This is a genomic window from Sinorhizobium sp. BG8 (assembly GCF_016864555.1).
Lineage (GTDB): Bacteria > Pseudomonadota > Alphaproteobacteria > Rhizobiales > Rhizobiaceae > BG8.
The window spans coordinates 3533147-3554080 of the sequence record NZ_CP044011.1; the positions used below are offsets into that span (position 1 = coordinate 3533147).

General features: G+C 62.8%; 15 protein-coding genes and 1 pseudogene. 4 read left to right on the plus strand and 12 right to left on the minus strand.

The genetic code is table 11. The annotated features are described in order from the left end of the window. Positions 1–8: 8 nt before the first annotated feature. Positions 9–887, plus strand: coding sequence for a 50S ribosomal protein L11 methyltransferase (locus tag F3Y30_RS16640; RefSeq protein ID WP_203423818.1), 879 nt, complete (start codon positions 9–11; stop codon positions 885–887). Positions 888–1442: 555 nt separating this feature from the next. Further along, entirely contained in the window at positions 1443–3278 is a 1836-nt protein-coding gene (locus F3Y30_RS16645; protein WP_203423819.1) for an aminopeptidase P family protein, read from the plus strand. Here F3Y30_RS16645 and F3Y30_RS16650 read toward each other — a convergent pair. The 4 genes from F3Y30_RS16650 to panC form a co-directional block, all read right to left on the minus strand. Further along, positions 3265–3579 carry an AzlD family protein gene (locus F3Y30_RS16650; protein ID WP_203423820.1) on the minus strand — a complete coding sequence of 105 codons (315 nt, stop codon included), beginning with the start codon at positions 3577–3579 and terminating at the stop codon, positions 3265–3267. The two genes, F3Y30_RS16645 and F3Y30_RS16650, sit on opposite strands and share 14 nt — an antisense overlap. A gap of 2 nt (positions 3580–3581) precedes the next feature. Next, positions 3582–4316, minus strand: coding sequence for an AzlC family ABC transporter permease (locus F3Y30_RS16655; RefSeq protein ID WP_203423821.1), 735 nt, complete (start codon positions 4314–4316; stop codon positions 3582–3584). Positions 4317–4528: 212 nt separating this feature from the next. Next, complete coding sequence (gene panB / locus F3Y30_RS16660; RefSeq protein WP_203423822.1) at positions 4529–5359, minus strand: 3-methyl-2-oxobutanoate hydroxymethyltransferase; 831 nt, start codon at positions 5357–5359, stop codon at positions 4529–4531. Positions 5360–5361: 2 nt separating this feature from the next. Beyond that, complete coding sequence (gene panC, locus F3Y30_RS16665) at positions 5362–6237, minus strand: pantoate--beta-alanine ligase (RefSeq protein WP_203423823.1); 876 nt, start codon at positions 6235–6237, stop codon at positions 5362–5364. 295 nt (positions 6238–6532) lie between these two features. Between panC and F3Y30_RS16670 the strand changes: the two genes are divergently transcribed. Further along, complete coding sequence (locus tag F3Y30_RS16670) at positions 6533–8434, plus strand: DEAD/DEAH box helicase (RefSeq protein WP_203423824.1); 1902 nt, start codon at positions 6533–6535, stop codon at positions 8432–8434. Between the two features lie 187 nt (positions 8435–8621). Then, positions 8622–9371 (plus strand): PAS domain-containing protein, encoded by a 750-nt coding sequence (locus tag F3Y30_RS16675; RefSeq protein ID WP_203423825.1) that lies wholly within the window; start codon positions 8622–8624, stop codon positions 9369–9371. A 3-nt stretch (positions 9372–9374) separates the two neighbouring features. Here the strand turns inward: F3Y30_RS16675 and ligA are convergent, their stop codons facing one another. The 8 genes and pseudogenes from ligA to F3Y30_RS16715 all read right to left on the minus strand — a co-directional run bounded on the left by ligA (position 9375) and on the right by F3Y30_RS16715 (position 20755). Beyond that, the gene (ligA, locus tag F3Y30_RS16680; RefSeq protein WP_203423826.1) at positions 9375–11525 is read right to left on the minus strand and encodes an NAD-dependent DNA ligase LigA; all 2151 of its coding nucleotides are present in this window, start codon (positions 11523–11525) and stop codon (positions 9375–9377) included. Positions 11526–11679: 154 nt separating this feature from the next. Then, positions 11680–13350 (minus strand): DNA repair protein RecN, encoded by a 1671-nt coding sequence (gene recN, locus F3Y30_RS16685; protein WP_203423827.1) that lies wholly within the window; start codon positions 13348–13350, stop codon positions 11680–11682. A 20-nt stretch (positions 13351–13370) separates the two neighbouring features. Further along, positions 13371–14237: an outer membrane protein assembly factor BamD gene (locus F3Y30_RS16690; protein WP_203423828.1), complete on the minus strand. Its 867-nt coding sequence runs from the start codon at positions 14235–14237 to the stop codon at positions 13371–13373. 208 nt (positions 14238–14445) lie between these two features. Beyond that, entirely contained in the window at positions 14446–15399 is a 954-nt protein-coding gene (gene lpxC, locus F3Y30_RS16695; RefSeq protein WP_203423829.1) for a UDP-3-O-acyl-N-acetylglucosamine deacetylase, read from the minus strand. Positions 15400–15712: 313 nt separating this feature from the next. Further along, on the minus strand, positions 15713–17473 hold the full coding sequence (gene ftsZ, locus F3Y30_RS16700; protein WP_203423830.1) for a cell division protein FtsZ: 1761 nt from the start codon (positions 17471–17473) through the stop codon (positions 15713–15715). A 105-nt stretch (positions 17474–17578) separates the two neighbouring features. Then, the gene (gene ftsA / locus F3Y30_RS16705) at positions 17579–18913 is read right to left on the minus strand and encodes a cell division protein FtsA (RefSeq protein WP_203423831.1); all 1335 of its coding nucleotides are present in this window, start codon (positions 18911–18913) and stop codon (positions 17579–17581) included. Next, positions 18910–19808, minus strand: a pseudogene (locus F3Y30_RS16710) (cell division protein FtsQ/DivIB). Before F3Y30_RS16710 ends, ftsA begins: the two are co-directional and overlap by 4 nt. A gap of 20 nt (positions 19809–19828) precedes the next feature. Continuing rightward, positions 19829–20755, minus strand: a complete 927-nt coding sequence (locus tag F3Y30_RS16715; RefSeq protein ID WP_203423832.1) for a D-alanine--D-alanine ligase — start codon at positions 20753–20755, stop codon at positions 19829–19831. Positions 20756–20934: the final 179 nt, after the last annotated feature.

Here is a 20934-nt window from a genome sequence, read left to right on the forward strand (position 1 = left end):
CGCATATCGTGAGCGAACTCCGCCTTTTCATCACCACAACCGAAAAAGAATCCGAAACCGTTCTCGCCGCCATGACCGATGCCTTCGAGGAAGAAGGCTACGCGATCGCGACGATGGAGATGGATGAGAAGCGGGACATCTGGGAAGCATCCATCTACCTCGATTTCGATCAGGAAGAAGAGATGACCCCTCGTTTTACCGCACTGGTGGAAGAGGTCCTGCCCGGCAGGACCGTGCAGCGTGAGGTCATTCCCGACGTCGACTGGATCGCGAAGTCTCTCGAAGGCCTCCAGCCCGTGCGGGCGGGACGTTTCATCGTACACGGCTCGCACGACCGCGGAACTGCGCGTGCGGGCGAAATCGCGATCGAAATCGATGCCGGCCAGGCCTTCGGCACGGGTCATCACGGCACGACAGCGGGCTGCCTCGAAATAATCGAGCGGGCGTTCCAGTCGCGTCCACCGAGGACTGTGCTCGATCTCGGGACAGGAAGCGGCGTGCTTGCCATCGCCGCGCGAAAACTCGTACCCGCTCGCGTTCTGGCAACGGACATCGATCCGGTGGCGATCAGGGTTGCGCGCGAAAACGTCCGTAAGAACGGCATCGCCTCGGGTATCGCGCTGGAAACGGCGCCGGGCTTCCACTCGACGGCCTTCCGGCGACACGGTCCGTTCGACGTGATCATCGCGAACATCCTCGCCCGCCCGCTGATGCGGATGGCGCCGCAGCTCGTCGCTCACCTCAATCCCGGCGGCCAGGTGATCCTGTCTGGCATATTGGCGAACCAGCGCTGGAAGGTGCTTGCCGCCTACAACGGCGCCGGCATGCGCCACCTGCGAACGATCTGGCGCAACGGCTGGGTCACCCTGCACCTCGACCGGCCTTGAGCCGGTCGTCTTCAACGCGAAACAGTACCCCAGAAACGATAAAGGCGGTGCCAGTGGCACCGCCTATCGACCGGCGAACCGGCCTGTCCGCGAGCGTGAGGAGGAGGAGAGCTCGAGCGGACCTATGCATCCCGAACGCCTGCCCGGAGGAGGGAGGAGGAGTGACCGGACAAACGTCTGATCGGAATGCGTAGCTATGATGCCTTTCGGCGAATTCTTTGCAAAGCCGGAATATTCGATTTCCGATTTCGCTTTCTTTCGAATTGAGCGCGCTTTGCGTTCGCTTCGATGCGCGCTTTATACAGGAACAAAAATAATCAGGCAGAGGGCTTGGCACATGGGAGCCATGCGCAAACTGCATATGTCAGGAGCGACCTCGAGGCGAGCCCAGGGCGTTTGCATGAGGCGAACGCCCGACGATGCCCATGTGTTGTCGATGCGATCAGGACGGCCATGTCCAGCCAACAGAACGGTTTCATTTGAGCATCCGTCGATCTAGATTGCGTGCCAGACGAATCCGCCCGCGCTTGCGGGCAAGCCAGCAGGAAGCCCGCCATGTTCCAGAGTTTCGATGTCACCTCTACGCCGCAGTTCGGTCGTGAGCGCGTATCTTCGCTGCGCGCAGCCTTCGACGGCCTGGAAATCGATGGCTTCCTCGTACCCCGCGCAGACGAATATCAGGGCGAATATGTTCCGGCCTCTGCGGAACGGCTGTCGTGGCTGACTGGATTCACCGGTTCGGCGGGCATCGCCCTCGTCACGCGTGACAAGGCCATCGTTTTCGTCGACGGGCGCTATGTGACCCAGGTCGGCGAACAGGTCGACCGTTCGGTGTTCGAACCCGGCGACCTCGTGGGCGAGCCCCCGCATCTCTGGCTGCCGAAACAGGCTGCGAAGGGATTTCGTCTCGGCATAGATCCCTGGCTGCACACCGGGGCGGAAGTGCGCAAGCTGGAAAAGGCGCTCGAGGCGCTAGGCGGAAAACTGGTTCTCCTTGACCACAATCCCCTTGACCGCATCTGGACCGACCGCCCGCCCGCGCCGCTCGGAAGGGTGAAGATCCAGTCTCTCGAGAATGCCGGTCAGCTCGCGAAGGAAAAGCTCGCCCAGATGGCGGAACAGGTCCAGAAGGCCGGTGCTGACGCCGTAGCGATCACCGACCCTTCATCCATCGCCTGGGTGTTCAATATTCGCGGCAGCGACGTCCCGCACACACCGCATCCGCTGGCCCGCGCCATTCTTTCGGCCAACGGAAAGGCCGAGCTCTTCATCGACAAGCGCAAGACCGGCATCGAGGAGGAGGCCTACCTGACACAGCTGGCGGATTTCCTCCCGCCGACGCAGTTCGCCGAGCGCATCGCTGCCCTTTCATCTGAGGGCGCGACCATCCTCATCGATCCGGACCAGGCCCCGTTCGCACTTGCCAAACTCATCCGCGACAAGGGCGGCAAGGTTGCCGAGGCGGCAGACCCCGCGCGCATTCCCCGCGCGACCAAGAACAAGGTGGAACTCGATGGCTCGGCCCGTGCCCATCTGCAGGATGGCGCGGCAATGGTCGAGTTCCTTGCCGGGCTGGACGCGAAGGCACCCGGCACGGTCACCGAGATCGACGTTACGAAGATGCTTGAAGAGGCCCGCCGAAGGGTCGGCGACCGCATGCAGAATCCGTTGAAGGATATATCCTTCGATACGATCGCCGGTGCTGGCGCCCATGCCGCGATCATGCACTACCGAGTGACGACGGCGACAGACGCGAAGATCGAGGACGGGACGATGTTTCTGATCGACTCCGGCGCGCAATACATCAACGGCACCACGGACATCACCCGAACCGTCGCGATCGGCGCCGTGCCGGAGGAGCAGAAGCGCTTCTTCACCCTCGTCCTGAAGGGCATGATCGCGATCAGCGTCGCACGCTTCCCAAAGGGTTCGCGGGGTTGCGATCTCGACCCCCTCGCCCGCATCGCGCTGTGGAAGGCCGGCGCCGATTTCGCCCACGGCACCGGTCATGGCGTCGGATCCTACCTTTCGGTGCACGAAGGGCCGCAGCGCATTTCCCGCCTGTCGACGCAAGAGCTGCTGCCCGGAATGATCCTCTCCAACGAGCCCGGCTACTATCGTCCGGGGTCCTTCGGCATCCGGATCGAGAACCTCATCCATGTCACGCCCGCGGCAGCGGTCAAGGGCGGCGATATCGAGATGCTGGGCTTCGAGACCCTCACCTTCTGCCCGATCGATCGCAGGCTGATCGTCGCTGAACTCCTGACGGAGGAAGAGCTTTCCTGGCTCGACTCATACCACGCATCGACCCGCGAAAAGCTGCTTCCGCTCATCGAGGGTGACAGTGTGCGGGATTGGCTGATTGCCGCGACAGCCCCTATAGGCCGATGAGATAGCGCAGTCCCATCACGACGATCCATCCGCCCGCCAGCATGGGCATGACCGAGAACCGCATGCCGATGGCGAGCGCAGCAAGGACTGCGAGCGCCACTTCCACGCCGCCAGTGACGGCCGCGGGTGCCACCAGGGTCGTGAGCACTGCCGCGGGAACGGCGTTCAGCGCCGCCTCGAGGCGCGGCGGGATACGCTTCAGCCGCGTTACGAGGACGTAGCCGCCGACGCGCGTGAGATAGGTCGCGATGGCGCCGAACAGGATGATGACGAGCGTCTGGGTGTGAAAGAACTGTTCCACTGTCACGCCTCCGCTACGGCGTTACTGGCAACAGCATCTTCCTCACGGTCGTCGTCCACCGGCATCAGCGCCGCGACCACGATCCCGGCGAGCGCTCCGAGGCTGACATGCCAGGGCGAACCGACGAAGTGGACTGCAAGCACCGATCCGACAGCGGATGCCGCCACGACCGGCAGCCAGTTGGCCCGGTTGCGGAAACCGAGGACGAGCCCCATGAAGTAGATCGGCAGAAGCACGTCGATGCCGATATCCCTCGGATTGCCGATCAGATTGCCGAGAAAGCCGCCGACAACGGTGAGAAGCACCCAGGGGATGTAGACCGCAAGACCGAGGACAAGGAACCAGACATAGCTTACGCGGATCCCTGCGTCGCCACGCCTTTCACTCTCCGCGAATTGTGGGTCTGTCAGCAGGAAGAGCCCCGTTGCCTTTTCCCATAGCGAGAAATGGTTGATGTGGCGGGCGACAGCTGCTGAATAGAGGATGTGGCGAAAGTTCACCGCAAGTATAGACAGGATCACCAGCCAAGGCGCGACGTTGTGGCTGAACAGTTCCACGCCCACCAGTTGGCTCGCACCCGCATAGAGCGTCGCGCTCATCAGGGCTGCCTCGCTGATCGTCAACCCGTTGTCGACAGCCACCGCACCGAAGAGAATGCCGAAAGGCGCCGCGGAGATGACGATGGCCAGGCCGCGCCGGGCAGCGCTGCGGATTTCGGCAATAGTTTCGGATTTCATCGGTTTGCTCGCTGTTTCGGCAACCGACCCATAGAATTGGAGGGGCGGAACTGCAAACCAATATAGCTGATGATCCGATCAGCGGGATTGAACGTTCGTGCTCCCTGCCCCAATGGAATCCGTATTTCGCTCTCGCAAAGGCACGGAAACTCAGGAAGAAGGCGCACGACGTCCGGGCAGAGTTCCCCGTACCCCGGGAAACCCTCAGCCCCCTACGCCGTCTTGTTCTTGACCTGGAACGTGTGTTCGGCGCTCGGGAACGTGCGCGCCTTCACCTCGGCCGCATAGTTGGCGAAGGCTTCGGACATCAAGGGCGCAAGGTTCGCAAAATGCTTGACGAAGCGCGGCTTGAAATCATTGAAGGTACCGATGATGTCGTCAGTCACGAGGATCTGTCCATCGCAGGCGGGCGACGCGCCGATGCCGATGGTCGGAGCACGCAATCCGGTGCTGATCTCTCGGGCGACCGGCTCGACCGTTCCCTCGATGACGATCGCAAAGGCGCCTGCGTCATCGATCGCTTTGGCGTCCCGACGGATCTTGTTGGCTTCCTTGTCATTGCGCCCGAGCGAGCGATAGCCGCCCGTCGTATTGACGAGCTGCGGCATCAGGCCGACGTGACCGAGCACCGGGATGCCGCGTTGCGTCAGGAAGTCGACTGTCTCGGCCATTTCCGCCCCGCCCTCGAGCTTGACGGCACTGCAGCCGGTCTCCTTGAGGATACGTGCGGCACTTCGGAAGGCCTGCTCCTTCGACTCCTGGTAGGAGCCGAACGGCAGATCGACGACGACGCATGCATCACGCGAGCCGCGCATGACCGCCTGACCGTGCGCAATCATCATGTCCATCGTGACGCCCACGGTCGAATCGAGCCCGTAGAGCACCATGCCGAGGGAATCTCCGACAAGCATGAAATCGACGTGCGGATCGAGCAGCTTGGCAATCGGCGTCGTATAGGCCGTAAGACTGACGATCGGGCGAACGCCCTTGAATGCCGCGATGTCCGAAGGGGCCAGGCGACGCTTCACTGACTGCACACTCATAGTTACGCTACCTTTGCCATTTCGAGTTTTCTGCTGTCTATCACGCGGTTGTCGAGTAGTTTCGTGCTCCCAAAGCGGACGAAAAGCAACAGCAGAACCGGCGTGTCGCCGATCGTGGCGATGTCCTGGAGAGTGTCGGGATCACGAAGCGCGACGATTTCCGGCCGTGCAAGCGGTTCGCTTTGGAGAAACTCGACGATCGCGCTTTCGAGCTTGCGGGGATCGGTTTCGCCGGCGGAGATAAGCCTCTCGGCCTCTTCGAGCGCCCGCGGCACGATTCTGGCGGCCTCGCGCTCTTCCTTCGAGAGATAGACGTTGCGTGACGAACAGGCGAGGCCGTCGTCCTCGCGCACGGTCGCCACACCGACGACTTCCACGGGTTGCGCCAGATCCTCGACCATCCTGCGGATGATCGCGAGCTGTTGGAAATCCTTCTCGCCGAAATAGGCGCGGTCAGGGCCGGCAATATTGAAGAGCTTGGTGACGACGGTGCACACGCCCGCAAAATGCCCGGGGCGGGCCGCTCCCTCGAGCTCGTCTCCGAGCGTGGGAACGTCGACGACGGCTTCCATCGCTCTCGGATACATGTCGGAGACACCTGGGGCGAACACTAAGTGCGCTCCGCATTCTTCAAGAATTTTCTGGTCGCGCGCGAGATCCCGCGGATATTTCGCGAGGTCCTCGTTTGCGCCGAACTGAAGCGGGTTGACGAAGATGGACACCACGACGATGTCATTCTCGGCGCGCGCGCGGCGCACCAGCTCCATGTGACCCGTATGAAGGTAGCCCATGGTAGGAACAAGGCCGATCGAGCGGCCTTCCCGCCGATGGGGCAAGAGTGCCGCGCGCAGGTCCGCGATACTGGTGAACGTCTGCATTGGTTACCTCCAGTCCTTGGGGTCGCCCTCTCCCGTGAGCGATTGCTACCGATGCGGCGTCTGGGGCCAGCTTTCGGCGGCGCCGTCTTCTATCTTGTGCGGCGCAAAATGACAATGCAGTAACGGGGCTTTGCCTTTGCAGGCCGCACGTCAGATATCTGCAATGCGCTCTGTACATTTCGGCACTGCCGAAGTAGGAGAGGCGCAATAGATAGCCCGCGCAGTGCAGGCTGCGGCGACCCGTGCATCCCGTTTGTCGAGGATGCAAAGATATCCGAATTCCGAAAGAAACCCTATGGCACAGTTCGAAGGCCTCGTTCCGGCGATGGCAAACGCGTTGGCAAACCGCGGTTACACGACCCTCACTCCTGTTCAGCAGGCGGTCGTCGATCCCGCGCTCAGCGGAGCCGATGCTCTCGTTTCCGCGCAGACAGGCTCTGGCAAGACCGTGGCCTTCGGGCTTGCGATCGCCCCCACCCTCCTCGACGGCTCCGATCGTCTCGACGTGGCCGAGGCGCCTCTTGCGCTTGCGATTGCCCCGACCCGCGAGCTTGCCATGCAGGTCAAGCGCGAGCTGGAATGGCTCTATGAACTGACAGGAGCTTCGATTGCCTCCTGCGTCGGCGGCATGGACATGCGCAATGAACGCCGGGCTCTCGACCGCGGCGCGCACATCGTCGTCGGAACGCCCGGGCGACTGCGCGACCACATCGCGCGCGGCTCGCTCGACCTTTCGGCGATCCGGGCAGTCGTTCTCGACGAGGCCGACGAGATGCTCGACCTCGGTTTCCGCGAAGATCTCGAGTTCATCCTCGAGGCAGCGCCGGAGGACCGCCGTACGCTGATGTTCTCCGCGACCGTCCCTCGCGAAATCGCGACGCTTGCGAAGAACTACCAGCGTGACGCCGTGCGAATCTCCACGGCCGGCGAGCAGCGCCAGCATGCGGACATCGAATATCGTTCGCTCGTCGTCGTCCCCTCTGACCGCGAGAATGCGATCATTAACGTCCTGCGTTTCTACGATGCGCAGAACGCTATCGTCTTCTGTTCGACCCGTGCGGCCGTGAACCACCTGACATCGCGGTTCAACAACCGCGGCTTCTCGGTCGTCGCACTTTCCGGTGAACTGAGCCAGAACGAGCGCACCCATGCGCTCCAGGCCATGCGCGACGGTCGCGCCCGCGTCTGCATTGCCACCGATGTCGCCGCGCGCGGCATCGACCTGCCGAACCTTGAACTGGTCATCCATGCGGATTTGCCGACAAATCCGGAGACGCTGCTCCACCGCAGCGGCCGTACCGGTCGTGCCGGACGCAAGGGCGTCAGCGCACTGATCGTGCCGGTGCCGGCGCGGCGTCGCGCAGAGCGGCTGCTCCAGAACGCCAACCTGAAGGCGACCTGGGCATCGGCTCCGTCCGCTGAAGAGATCATCCAGCGCGACGACGAGCGCCTGCTCGCGGATACCACGCTTTCCGACAGCATTTCCGATGACGAAAGCGCAATCGTCGACCGGCTCCTGGAGACGCATGGCGCGCGTCAGATCGCGGCCGCCTTTGCTCGCCTCTACCGCGGAAACCGTTCTGCGCCCGAGGACCTCATCGAGGTCACGGTCCAGGACTCCCGCAAGGGCCGCGAGCGCCAGGGCGACTTCCCGGTCACGCCGAAGCGTCCGCGCGACGAGTTCGGCCCGAGCCGCTGGTTCTCGCTGTCTGTCGGACGCAAGCAGAATGCCGAACCGCGTTGGCTCATCCCGATGCTGTGTCGTGCCGGCGATTTCACGAAGAACGAGATCGGCGCCATCAAGATGCAGCAGGAGGAAACCTACGTAGAGATTTCCGCCGACAGCGCTGACGCCTTCCTGGCGAAGATCGGACCGAACAAGACGCTGGAGAAGGGCATTCGCGTCGTTCCTCTCAATGGACAGCCGGACCTTTCGGGTGGCGGCGGGCGCAAGGCCGGCCCGGCTCGCGGGTTCGGAAAGGACCGCCGGGATGGCGGCGACCAGCGCCCTGCCCGCTCGGAAGAGCGCACATGGGAGAAGAAGCCCGGCGGAAAGAAGCCGAAAGGGGACGGCGGGCCGAAGCAGACATGGGAAGGCAAGCCGAAGCGCGCCAAGGCTGCAGCCGGGGATTCCCCCTATGCTCAGAAGGACGGCGGTGCGCCCGGAAAGAAGAAATTCAAGAAATCGAAGGGGTGAGACCATGGGCGGCTGCGCGGTTCCGCGCCCGCCCCTGCCCTCCGGTTCGCCAAGTTCTTGGTGAAAATACTTGCCGGAATTTTACCAATATTCGTGAAACCGCCGAAGGCCCGCTTCACAACTAGTTGTCCGTACGTATAATTGTGGAAATTCGACCATTTGAGCCGGTATCCGGCAGGCGGCATCCATGGATATTTTCGAGGGACGTGGGAATTCGCGGGACGAGGAAAGCCCGACGAATGCAACGGAACGACTGACCGCGACCTTCTGGAAGCGCTACAACCAGCTTCGCGAGGCCGTCCGGTCGACCGACGACCTCCTGGTGGGCCGCCTGGATCGGGAAGTCACGACGGCACTCTCGGCATTGCTCAACCACAGGGCCGCCACCAGCAAGGAACGCCAGGTACAGTTTGGCGCGTTGCTGCGGCTGCTTCGCGAGGAAGCCGACGACAGTTCCTGCGTCATGAACAATGCCACCCGCATCGAGAACCTGCTTCGGCGCTACCTGCCGCAGGACGAGAAGGCGGACAGCTTCCCACCGCTCCCGTCGCTCGCCTCCACGGTCAATGACGGCCTGCTCGACGTTCCGATGATGGATAACCTGCCGGAACGCGTATCGATCGTCACGACCGACTATCGCTACCTTTACACCAATGCCGTCGACGCCAGCCGACTCGGCCGCAAGCCGCATGAACTGGTCGGCCGGCATGTCAGCGAGGTGCTGGGCGCGGACCAATTCGAGGCGAGCGTGAAGTCCGATCTCGACCGCTGCTTCGGCGGCGAAACCGTGGAAGAGACCACGGTTCGACAGGGAGACGGCGGCACGATCGTGGTGCGCCGGCGCCTGACGCCCTGCTATGCCGACAAGAACATCCTGCTGGGAGCGCTCGTTGTCACCCAGGAAGGCCCCGACCGGCGCAAGCGCACCAACGCTTGACGGCTATTTGATCCGTTCGAACCACTGGTCCTCGTCGATGACCTCGACGCCGAATTCCCGTGCCTTGTCGAGCTTCGATCCGGCACCCGGCCCGGCGACGACGAGGTCGGTCTTCTTGGACACGGATCCCGCCACCTTCGCACCCAGCCTTTCGGCCATCGCCTTCGCCTCATCGCGGGTCATCTTCTCGAGTGAACCCGTGAAAACCACGGTCTTGCCCGCCACGGGGCTGTCCGTGGCCACCGGTGCCTCGGCCGCCTCAGGCGTCACCTGCTCGAGCAGGCGCGACACCACTTCGAGGTTCCGCGGTTCCTTGTAGAACTCGACGATCGCCCGCGCGACCACCTCTCCGATGCCGTCGATGCTGTTGAGCTCGTTCCAGGCCTCACCCGAAAGCGGCGCGGCCGACGCCATTGCCTCTCCGAACGCCTCATAGGTTGCGTAAGCGCGCGCAAGCAGTTTCGCGGTCGTCTCGCCGACATGGCGGATGCCGAGCGCGTAGATGAAGCGGTGAAGCGCGATCGTACGGCGGGCATTGATCGCGTCATAGAGCTTGCGGACACTTACCCGCCCGAAACCCTCGATGTTCTCCAGCTTGGTCAGCGAGGCGGACTGGCGCTGCTCCAGCGTGAAGATATCGGGGGCGGTGCGGATCGAAAGCGAAGGATCCTCCGCCTCGAAGAAGAAATCGATCTGCTTGGCTCCGAGCCCTTCTATGTCGAAGGCATTGCGGGAAACGAAGTGCTTCAGATGCTCGACCGCCTGCGCGCGACAAACGAAGCCACCCGTGCATCGGCGCACGGCGTCGATCTTGCCGGACTTCTCATTGATATCGCGCACGGCATGGCTGCCGCAGACCGGGCAGGTCTTCGGGAACTCGTACTCAACGGAGCCGGCGGGGCGCTTCTCCATGACCACGTCGACGATCTGGGGAATCACATCCCCTGCCCGCTGGACGATCACAGTATCGCCTTCGCGGATGTCACGGCCCTCCCGGATCGCCTCGCCCGAATTGCCGAGGCCACGGATGTAGTCCTCGTTGTGCAGTGTCGCATTGGTGACGACGACGCCGCCGACGGTAACCGGCTCGAGGCGGGCGACGGGCGTGAGCGCACCGGTGCGTCCCACCTGGATGTCGATGCGCTCCAGCTTCGTGAAGGCCTGTTCGGCCGGAAACTTGTGGGCGGTCGCCCAGCGCGGGGAGCGCGACCGGAAACCGAGCCGGGCCTGCAGGTCGAGCCGGTCCACCTTGTAGACGACCCCGTCGATGTCGTAGTCGAGATCGGGACGCGCAAGCCCGATCTCACGGTAGTGACCGATGATATCCTCCAGCCCGAAGAGCCTTTCAGTCAGCGGATTGACCGGGAACCCCCAGGACTTGAAGGTCTGTACCATACCGAACTGGGTGTCCGCCGGCATTTCCGACATCTCGCCCCATGCATAGGCGAAGAAACGCAGGTTCCGGCTGGCCGTGACGCTGGCGTCAAGCTGGCGAAGCGACCCGGCTGCCGTGTTGCGGGGATTGACGTAGGTCTGCTTGCCTTCGGCGGCCATCTTCTCGTTGAGCGCCAGGAAATCGCTCTTGGCCATGTAGACTTCGCCGCGAACCTCGACCACACCAGGCACACCCGCGGGCAACCGGCTTGGGATTTCGCTGATCGTCAGGATATTGGCAGTGACGTTCTCCCCCGTCGTGCCGTCGCCGCGCGTCGCCGCATTGACGAGACGACCGTTCTCATAACGGATCGACATCGAAAGCCCGTCGATCTTGGGCTCGGCAGTGAACGCGATGGAATTGTCCGGCAGCTGGCCGAGGAAGCGATAGACCGAACTTACGAAATCGCGCACGTCCTCATCGGAAAACGTGTTGTCGAGCGACAGCATTGGCCGTGCATGGGTGACAGGCGCGAACGTGGGCAGCGGCGCTGCTCCGACCGTCTTCGACGGGCTGTCGTCTCTCACGAGCGACGGAAACCGTGTTTCGACGGCTTCGTTGCGCCTCTTCAGGGCATCGTATTCGGCGTCGGAGATCTCCGGCTGGTCCTTGCCGTGATAGAGCTCGTCGTGATGTGCGATCTCGGCCGCGAGAAAGGCGAGCTCGGCTGCAGCCTGCTCCTCGGTTAGCGCTTCGACGGGGATTTTCTCAAGTGCCATGGCCAACTCCACGATTCCGCGTGATGTTTTAGAGCAACTGGCATGAAAGGAAAGATTGAATCCGGGCCAATCGAAGCGTGATCACCGGTTCTGACTGCGGCCACCTGAAGTGCCTCGCGATCCTTCAGGTTCGAATGTTGGCCTTCAGGGGACCTTAGCCCCCGCCCGAGAGCAACCGTGCTGCCGCGGCCCTCGCCTCGTCGGTCACGGAGGCACCGGCAAGCATGCGCGCTATTTCTTCCGTCCGCGCGCCTTCGTCCATCTGGGCGACCCGGGTAGCAACAGATTCGCTGCCCTCTATGGGCCCCTTGGAGATCAGCAGATGCGTCGCCGCACGCGCCGCGACCTGCGGTGCGTGCGTGACGGAGAGGACCTGTACGGTCGAGGACAGCCTTTTCAGCCGCTGGCCGATGGCATCCGCGACGGCGCCACCGACGCCGGTGTCGATTTCGTCGAAGACGAGCGTCGGCGCCGATCCGCGATCAGCGAGCGCCACCTTCAGCGCGAGCAGGAAGCGCGAGAGCTCGCCGCCGGACGCGACCTTCATGATGGAACCAGGCCGCGTCCCCGGGTTGGTCTGCACATGGAATTCGACGGTGTCGATCCCCTGCTCGCCACCGCCTTCTGGATCGCTGTCGATCTGCACCATGAAGCGGGCACGTTCGAGCCTGAGCGCCGGGAGCTCCGCCATGACCGCGGCTGCGAGCGCCTCTCCGGCGTGATGACGCTTTTCCGAAAGGGAACGGGAAGCAGCGGCATAGGCGCCGCGCGCTTCCCCGAGCTGTTTTTCGAGTTTGACCAGACGCTCCTCGCCCGCATCGAGGTCCGCGAGATCGGCGATCATGCGGGCGGCAAGGGCCGGAAGCCCGGTGACGGGAACGGAGTACTTGCGCGATGCGGCTCTCAGAGCGAACAATCGCTCCTCCGTGCGCTCAAGCTCCTTCGGGTCGTACTCGGTCTTGCGCAGCGCGGCTTCCACGGCCATCTGGGCGTCGGAAAGCTGGTTCAAAGCCTGATCCAGAAGCTCTACGGTCTCTTCGAGAAGACCCGGTGCCTCATGGCTCTTGCGCTCCAGCCGGCGCATCATCGAGGCGATGAGCGGCACAGGCGATGCGTTGCCGTTGAGAAAGTCGTTTGCCTCTCCGATATCGACCGCAATTCGCTCGGCCTTCATCATCCGCGCGCGCTTTTCGGCGAGCTCTTCCTCCTCGCCCTCCTGGGGGGCAAGCACCTCAAGCTCCTCGACCGAGGATCTCAGATAATCCGCCTCGCGGGCCGATGCCTCGACCTTCTCACGATGCTTCTTGAGGGCACGCTCGGCATCCTTCCAGTGCTGATACAGTCCGGTCACTTCGGAAGCAGCCTCAGACAGGCCGCCGAAGGCGTCGAGAAGAATGCGGTGCGCGTCGGTATCGACCAGCGCACGGTCATCATGCTGGCCGTGGATTTCAACGAGAAGCTGGCCCGCCTGGCGCATCAGCTGGACGGAAACGGGCTGGTCGTTCACATAGGCCTTGGTGCGGCCGTCGCCGGACTGCTGACGCCGAAAGATCAGGTCGCCGTCGTCATCTATGCCGTTTTCGCGCAGAAGCAGGCGGGCGGCATGGCTCGACGGAACGTCGAAGACCGCAGTCACCTGCCCCCGATCGGTGCCATGGCGGACGAGCGAGCCGTCTCCACGTCCGCCAAGCGCAAGCGAAAGACTGTCGAGCAGGATGGATTTTCCGGCGCCGGTTTCGCCGGTCAAGACGGACAGGCCAGCCTCGAAGGCCAGATCAAGCCGTTCGATCAGGACGATATCGCGGATCGAAAGCTGCGCCAGCATCGCGTTTCATATCTCTTCGATCAGGCGCCGATAAGCTTCTTGCCCGCACGCGATATCCAGGAACCATTGTTCTCGCGCGGCTCGAGCCCCTTCGACTGAAGCAGCTTGTAGGAGTCGGAGTACCACTGGCTGTCCGGATAGTTGTGGCCGAGAACGGCCGCAGCCGTCTGTGCTTCAGCCACGATACCCATGGCATAATAGGATTCGACCAGACGCGCCAGCGCCTCTTCGACCTGGTTCGTGTTCGAGAACTGTTCGACGACCGTACGGAAACGCGTCACCGCAGCCAGATACTCCTTGCGTTCCAGGTAGTAGCGGCCGATCTGCATTTCCTTGCCCGCGAGCTGGTCACGGGCGAAGCGGATCTTGATCTGCGCATCCTCGACGTATTCCGAGTCCGGATACTTGTCGATCACGGCCTGCATGGCCTCGATGGTCTTCTGCGAAGCGCGCTGGTCCTGCGTCACGCTCGGGATCTGCTTGGAATATGCAAGGCCGACGATGTACTGGGCGTAAGCGGCGTCTTCCGACTGCGGATAGAGCGCGAGATAACGGGAGCCCGCCGCGATCGCTTCATCGTTGCGGCCCTGGCGGTAGTTGACGAAGGCGTTCATCACCAGCGCCTTACGGGCATATTCGGAGAAGGGATGCTGGCGATCGATCGCCTCGAACTTGCGCGAGGCCTCGGTCACCTTACCGGCGTTGAGGTTGGCCAATCCTTGATTGTAGAGCACATCCGGCGGGTCGGTCTCTGCGCTCAGCTTCGTGATGTCGATGTCGGGATCGCTTTGGCAAGCCGTCAACAGCGAGGCGGAGGCCACGCCAACAAGCGTTACGCACACGATGCGCGCCGCCTTACCTACTCTAGCAGACCCTGCAAGTATCATCTGACAATCCCAAAACTGCGCTCCGCCCATCAAGACGGAGCTCACGAACGGCGTTTCTAGCCTCAAAAGCGTAATGACCGCAACGCCATGGAGCCGCATTAACGCATTTTTGTGGCAACAGACGGACCCGACTTGCGATGATCACAGGAAATCACCAAACGGTGGCCGGTTTCGCACGCTCGTCAGAGCGAAACTCCGGCCCGCATCATCATGCGGACCAGGGAGCGAACTCCGGAGCGGTGACCGCAATCAGCTCACGCTGGCCGGGGCGTGCCCGCGGCGAAGACGTTTCGACGACCTCATAGGCCGAACGATCGCTGAGAAGCGCCTTGAGGGCGTTGGCGTTCATCTTGTGTCCGCCGCGATAGGAACGGTAGCAGCCAATGAACGGCGCACCGGCAAGCGACAGGTCGCCGACGGCATCGAGTGTCTTGTGGCGAACGAATTCGTCCTTAAACCGCAGGCCCTCGACGTTGATCACGGTATTGTCGTCGGAGATGACGACCGAGTTCTCGAGAGACGAGCCGAGCGCGTAACCGGCGGCCCAGAGGCGCTCGACGTCGCGCATGAAGCCGAACGTCCTGGCGCGGGCGAGCTCCGTCCGGAAGGTCGCTGGCGTCAGGTCGCCCTTCCAGGCCTGGCGGCCGATGAGCGGGCAATCGAAATCGATCTCCACTTCGAAGCGGGTTCCGTCATAGGGAGAGAACTCGGCCCAGGAGGCCCCCGATTCGACGCGCACGCGCTTGGTGACGCGGATGTAGCGGCGCTTGACGGCAAGCGGCGTCAGGCCGACCTGATCGATCGCATCAATGAAAACGGACGAGCTGCCGTCCATGATCGGCATCTCGGCGCCGTGAACCTCGATCAGAACATTGTCCAGTCCGAGCGCATAGAGCGCCGCCATGACATGCTCGATGGTCGCGATCGAAGTCGCTGCGGAAAAGCCGAGGACCGTGCAGAGGTCCGTATTGCCGACCTGGGAGGAAACGGCGCGATATTCGCTGATTACCCTGCGATCATGCACGCGCTGGAAGACGATGCCACTGTCGGCCTCTGCAGGGTGGAAGGTGATGGAAACGGCTGCCCCGGAATGAACCCCCGTCCCCGCGATGGTGATCGCGTCGGAGATCGTCGTTTGATAGCCAAGCAGTCCGATAGTCATTCTCAATTGCCTTGTCTCGCACCGGCGCAAGTCGCCGGCTTTATCTCTTTATGCGGCGCGAAACCCCACCCGCCCGATATGCGGCATTTCATTGCCACAGATCCGGTTGACAAATTTCCACGGGCGCTTGCACGCCGCCGTTTAGAATCCCCTGACCCCATGGCGAATGTAGTAGGTCCCTCAGCGCCATACAAATCACTGTTTCTTTCCGTTTGTTACGAGTGACACAATCCAATAAGACCTTGAAATCACTCCCGAAACTCAAATGCCCGGACCAATGGCCCGGGCATTTAATCACACTATTCGACGCGCCTCAGTTCGACTGCCGGCGGAGAAAAGCCGGAATCTCCAGCTGATCGTCCTCGCTCAGAGCCCGCGGCTGGGGGCTTGCCCGGCCATGGTCATCGAGCTGGCCGCGGCGGGGAGCGTAGAGGCTCGCTTCCGGGGACAGCGGACGGCGCTGCTGCGATGCAGCCGAGGGTGCTCCGGCCGTCATGTCGGAAGCGGCGGAATGATCCTCCTCTTCCCTTCTGCCGAGTGAAGACGTGATTCGCTTGAGCAAGCCCATCGGACCGCGCTCCTCGGCGTGAGTCTGGACCGGTGCCTGGGCGCGGTGGTCGATTTCCGCCTTAACGACCTGGGGGAAGTCCTCGATCTTCGGCATGCGGGTAGCCTGGGCTTCCTGGCGGATGATCGGAGCGGAAGGCTCCATCCGCGGAGCGGCCGGGGCAGCGTGCATCGGCTGCATGGCCTGCGGAGCCTGCTGAACGGGCTGCTGCATGTGGACCGGGCGCTGTGCTACCGGCATTTCTGCAGCAGGCGAACCTGCAAAGAGACGGCTCTGCGGACGGAACTCTTCCTGCTGGGCCATGACCGGAGCAGCTGCGACCGGCTTGGAAAGCGGGATCGAGAGCTCACGCTCCAGGCCTTCCTCGGCTGCCCGGATCGTCTCAGCGACCGGATCAGCCATCCGTGCAGGCTGCTGGGCGACCGGCTGGGGAGCCGGTGCTGCCTGGACCTGCGGCTGGACCGGAACTGCGGCGGACGGACGAACTATAGGCTTCGCAGACCCGCGAAAGTCAACAGAACGACCAGCCACCTCCGAGGCCGTGCGATCGATACCGGTTGCAACGACGGAGACGCGGATGATGCCTTCGAGTTCCTCGTCGAACGTCGCGCCGAGTATAATGTTGGCATCCGGATCGACTTCCTCGCGAATACGCGTAGCGGCCTCGTCGACTTCGAAGAGCGTCATGTCGCGGCCACCCGTGATCGAGATCAGCAGGCCCTGCGCACCCTTCATCGAGGTTTCGTCGAGCAGCGGGTTCGCGATCGCTGCCTCGGCAGCAGCCATTGCGCGGCCGTCGCCCGAAGCTTCGCCGGTGCCCATCATCGCGCGGCCCATTTCGCGCATCACCGAGCGGACGTCGGCGAAGTCGAGGTTGATGAGGCCTTCCTTGACCATCAGGTCGGTGATGCAGGCAACGCCGGAGTAGAGGACCTGGTCAGCCATTGCGAACGCATCGGCGAAGGTCGTCTTGTCGTTGGCGATGCGGAACAGGTTCTGGTTCGGAATGACGATCAGGGTATCGACCGACTTCTGAAGCTCCTGGATCCCCTGCTCGGCGAGCCGCATGCGGCGTCCGCCTTCGAAGTGGAACGGCTTGGTAACGACGCCGACGGTCAGTATACCCTTGTTACGGGCCGCCTGTGCGACGATCGGGGCTGCGCCCGTGCCTGTGCCACCGCCCATGCCGGCGGTAACGAAGCACATGTGCGTGCCGTTGAGGTGATCGATGATCTCATCGATGCACTCCTCGGCGGCAGCCCGTCCGACTTCCGGCTGCGAGCCGGCGCCCAGACCCTCGGTCACCTGGACACCCATCTGGATGATCCGGTCCGCCTTGGTCATGGTCAGCGCCTGGGCGTCCGTGTTGGCGACGACGAAATCGACGCCATCAAGGCCCGCGGTGATCATGTTGTTGACGGCATTGCCGCCGCCGCCGCCGACACCGAACACGGTGATGCGGGGTTTGAGCTCGGTAATGTCCGGCTTCTGCAGCTTGATAGTCATGATGTCCGTTCCTTTCGTTGCCGGCCCGCATCGCCACGCCGGCCAATTCCTAAACCCGTTGTCGGTCTTCCCCGAAGCACGCCGTACCTTCGCCCGGGGAACCCGTCAGAAACTTTCCTTCAGCCACTGCCCTACCCGGGCAATGCGGCCATTCCCTCCCGCAAGCTGCGAGAGCACTCCGCCCTGCGCCGCATGCGCCTCCAGTTCCGCAACCTGCGGATAGATCATCAATCCGACTGCGGTCGAAAAGGCTGGTCCCTTCGCCGCCGCCGGCAGGCCCGAGACGCCCAGCGGGCGCCCGATCCGAACGTTCCTTGCGAGAATCCGTCGCGCCACTTCAGGCAATCCCGTCAGCTGACTCGCGCCGCCCGTCAAGACGATTCGCTTGCCGACGATCGGCGAGAAGCCCGATCGCTGGATACGATCGCGAATGAGTTCAAGCGTCTCCTCGATGCGCGCCCGCACGATGCGCGACAGCAGCGCCCGCGGCACATGCGTCGGCTGATCCCGGTCGTCCTCGCCGATCGGCGGAACGGAAACGATGTCGCGTTCGTCGGAGGCATTCGGCAGCGCAGAGCCATGCACCACCTTCAGCCGCTCGGCATCTTCGATCCGCGTCGAGAGCCCGCGGGCGAGATCGGTGGTGACGTGGTGGCCGCCAAGCGACACCGCGTCGGCATGCACGAGCTTGCCTTCGGCAAAGACGGAGATGGTGGTGGTCCCGCCACCCATGTCGATGCAGGCGCAGCCGAGCTCGACTTCGTCGTCCACCAGGGCCGAGAGACCGCTGGCATAGGGGGTCGCAACGATCCCCTCGACCGAAAGATGGGCGCGGTTCACGCAGAGCTCCAGGTTCTTGAGGCCACTGCGTTCGGCGGTCAGCACATGCATGTCGACGCCGAGAGTATCCCCGAACATGGCCAGCGGATCGCGGATGCCGCGCTCGCCGTCGAGCGAGAAACCCGTGGGCAGCGAATGGAGGATCGCGCGATCCTGGCGGCGGAGCGACTGCTGGCCGGCAGCCGCGAGCACCTTGCGAAGGTCGTTCGCATCGACTTCCTGGCCGCCGAGATCGATCGTTGCCGTGTAGATGTCGCTCTGAAGGCGTCCGGCCGACAGGTTGACGATGAGGCTGTCGATGGTAAGGCCAGCCATACGCTCGGCAGCGTCTACCGCGAGCCTCACGACGCTTTCGGCGGCATCCAGATCGGCGATGACACCATTCTTGACGCCGCGCGATCTCTGGTGGCCGATGCCGATGATTTCGATGCTGTGGGTCCGTCCCGGCAGAATCTCGCTCTCGGCGCGCGGCGTCAGCCGCCCGATCATGCACACGATCTTGGTCGAGCCGATGTCGAGGACCGAAACGACGTGCGTCCGCTTGGAGGAAAGCGGCTTCAGGCGGGGCAGCCCGATATGGGAAGAACCGAAAATGCTCATGTGCGCTCCGCCGCCTTCTTCAGTTCCTTGGTTCGTTTCTCCAGCACGGCATTGCGCCGCTCGAGGGCGCCCTCCGTGAGCCGGATCGTCGTGCGGTCCTCCAGGCGGAGGTCGACAGCGGCGATATCGCGCTCGAGCAACCCCTGCTCCGCCTCCAGCGTCGAAAGGACGTTCATGGCGCGCGGCACGTTGTGCTCGGGCAGCTTGATGATGACGCCGTTGTCGAGACGCAGGTCCCAGCGACGGCCGGCCACGCGGACATAAGCCTTTACGCGCGACTTGATCTCCGGCCAGCTTTCGAACTCTTCCGCAAAGCCGGCGGCAGCCGTTTCGGCATCGCGGCCAACGAAGAGCGGCAGTGTCGAGAACTTGTTGTCACGAAGGGGCGCAATCACGCTGCCGCTTCGCTCGATCAGCGAAAGATCCGATCCATGCTGCCAGATCGCGAAGGCTTCGCGCTCCTCCAGGTGAACCTCGATCGTACCGGGATAGACCTTGCGTACGGAAACCGACTGGACCCAGGGGAGCTTCGCGAGCTTCTCGCGTGCATCCGCAATGTCGAGCGCCAAGAGCGACGTCGTTCCGTCGAGCCCAAGCTGCTCGAGGATATCGATCTCGGAGGTCTGGCTGTTGCCGGACACCTTGACGTCCTCGATGGCAAAGCCCGCGGCCGTCGTCGACAGCTGCGCGAACTCCTGTGAGTGCCCACCGAGCGACATGCCATAGAAACCGGTTGCCGCAAGGAACGCGACCGCGCCGACTGAACCGGCATGGCGCGGGATCGGCACGCGGCCGACCGCAAGACTGACGACGAAACGGACAACCCTGCGCAACGGCCGGGCAAGACGCGACCGGCCTCGGCCTCGGGAACGCCGGCGGCAGCCCTGCGCCCCATTCTGTCCCTTCTCCTGCCGATCAACGCAAACACGACGCGTCCTCCACCATCCACCGCAAGAACTCACCAAAGGAATGACCGGCATGCGCGGCCATTTCGGGCACCAGTGATGTAGGGGTCATGCCGGGCTGGGTATTGATCTCCAGCCACACCAGTTCGCCGTTCTCGGAGAACCGGTCGTCGTAACGGAAGTCCGAACGACTCACGCCTCGGCACCCGATCGCTTGATGCGCCTTGAGTGCCAGTGTTTGTATTTTTTGGTAAATATTTGGTGAAATTTGCGCAGGAATGACGTGTTTTGAGCCGCCCGCCACGTATTTCGAGTCATAATCATAGAAACTGTGGCCCTGCGGCACGATCTCCGTAACACCAAGGGCAACATCGCCCATGACGCCGCAGGTCAGCTCACGACCGTAGACGTAGCGCTCGACCATGACCCGGTCGCCGTAGCGCCACTCGCCCGAAGTAATGATCTGGGGCGGATGCGACTGATCCTCCTTCACGATGACCACGCCGAACGAGGAGCCCTCGTTGACCGGCTTGACCACATAGGGCGGCTTGATCGGATGGGCGGACGTGAAATCGAAGCGATTCATGACGCGCGCTTCAGCGACGGGGATACCAGCCGCCTTGGCGACGATCTTGGCCTGCCCCTTGTCCATGGCGAGCGCAGAGGCGAGCACGCCGGAGTGGGTGTAGGGGATCTGCAGGTATTCAAGAATGCCCTGGATCGTTCCGTCTTCGCCGAACGGCCCATGAAGCGCATTAAAGGCGACATCCGGCTTGCAGGCGGCAAGAACGCTGGCAACGTCGTGATCAACATCCACGCGGGTGACGCGATAGCCTTCGGCCTCCAGTGCATCCGCGCAGGCATTGCCGGAAGAAAGGCTTACCGGCCTCTCCGACGAAAACCCACCCATTAGCACCGCCACATGCTTGTCGCTCATAAAAACCCCCGAGAATTCCGCACATTGCCCGTACTCGCTTGCGTGGACCTGATCCCCAGGTCCCGACTCGTCGAAGCGAGATGGAACCACTAGAGCGGAATTATGGTTAATGAAGCGTTTACTTTCGTTAACCAGACCGATCGAAGAGGTTAATTTTTCAAACCCTCGAATCAAATCAC

Excerpts from the sequence above, each read along its gene's own strand:
- F3Y30_RS16645 (WP_203423819.1), top strand. The coding sequence starts at position 1,443 with ATGTTCCAGAGTTTCGATGTCACCTCTACGCCGCAGTTCGGTCGTGAG.
- F3Y30_RS16655 (WP_203423821.1), bottom strand. The coding sequence starts at position 4,316 with ATGAAATCCGAAACTATTGCCGAAATCCGCAGCGCTGCCCGGCGCGGC.
- panB (WP_203423822.1), bottom strand. The coding sequence starts at position 5,359 with ATGAGTGTGCAGTCAGTGAAGCGTCGCCTGGCCCCTTCGGACATCGCG.
- panC (WP_203423823.1), bottom strand. The coding sequence starts at position 6,237 with ATGCAGACGTTCACCAGTATCGCGGACCTGCGCGCGGCACTCTTGCCC.
- F3Y30_RS16670 (WP_203423824.1), top strand. The coding sequence starts at position 6,533 with ATGGCACAGTTCGAAGGCCTCGTTCCGGCGATGGCAAACGCGTTGGCA.
- F3Y30_RS16675 (WP_203423825.1), top strand. The coding sequence starts at position 8,622 with ATGGATATTTTCGAGGGACGTGGGAATTCGCGGGACGAGGAAAGCCCG.
- ligA (WP_203423826.1), bottom strand. The coding sequence starts at position 11,525 with ATGGCACTTGAGAAAATCCCCGTCGAAGCGCTAACCGAGGAGCAGGCT.
- recN (WP_203423827.1), bottom strand. The coding sequence starts at position 13,350 with ATGCTGGCGCAGCTTTCGATCCGCGATATCGTCCTGATCGAACGGCTT.
- F3Y30_RS16690 (WP_203423828.1), bottom strand. The coding sequence starts at position 14,237 with ATGATACTTGCAGGGTCTGCTAGAGTAGGTAAGGCGGCGCGCATCGTG.
- lpxC (WP_203423829.1), bottom strand. The coding sequence starts at position 15,399 with ATGACTATCGGACTGCTTGGCTATCAAACGACGATCTCCGACGCGATC.
- ftsZ (WP_203423830.1), bottom strand. The coding sequence starts at position 17,473 with ATGACTATCAAGCTGCAGAAGCCGGACATTACCGAGCTCAAACCCCGC.
- ftsA (WP_203423831.1), bottom strand. The coding sequence starts at position 18,913 with ATGAGCATTTTCGGTTCTTCCCATATCGGGCTGCCCCGCCTGAAGCCG.
- F3Y30_RS16715 (WP_203423832.1), bottom strand. The coding sequence starts at position 20,755 with ATGAGCGACAAGCATGTGGCGGTGCTAATGGGTGGGTTTTCGTCGGAG.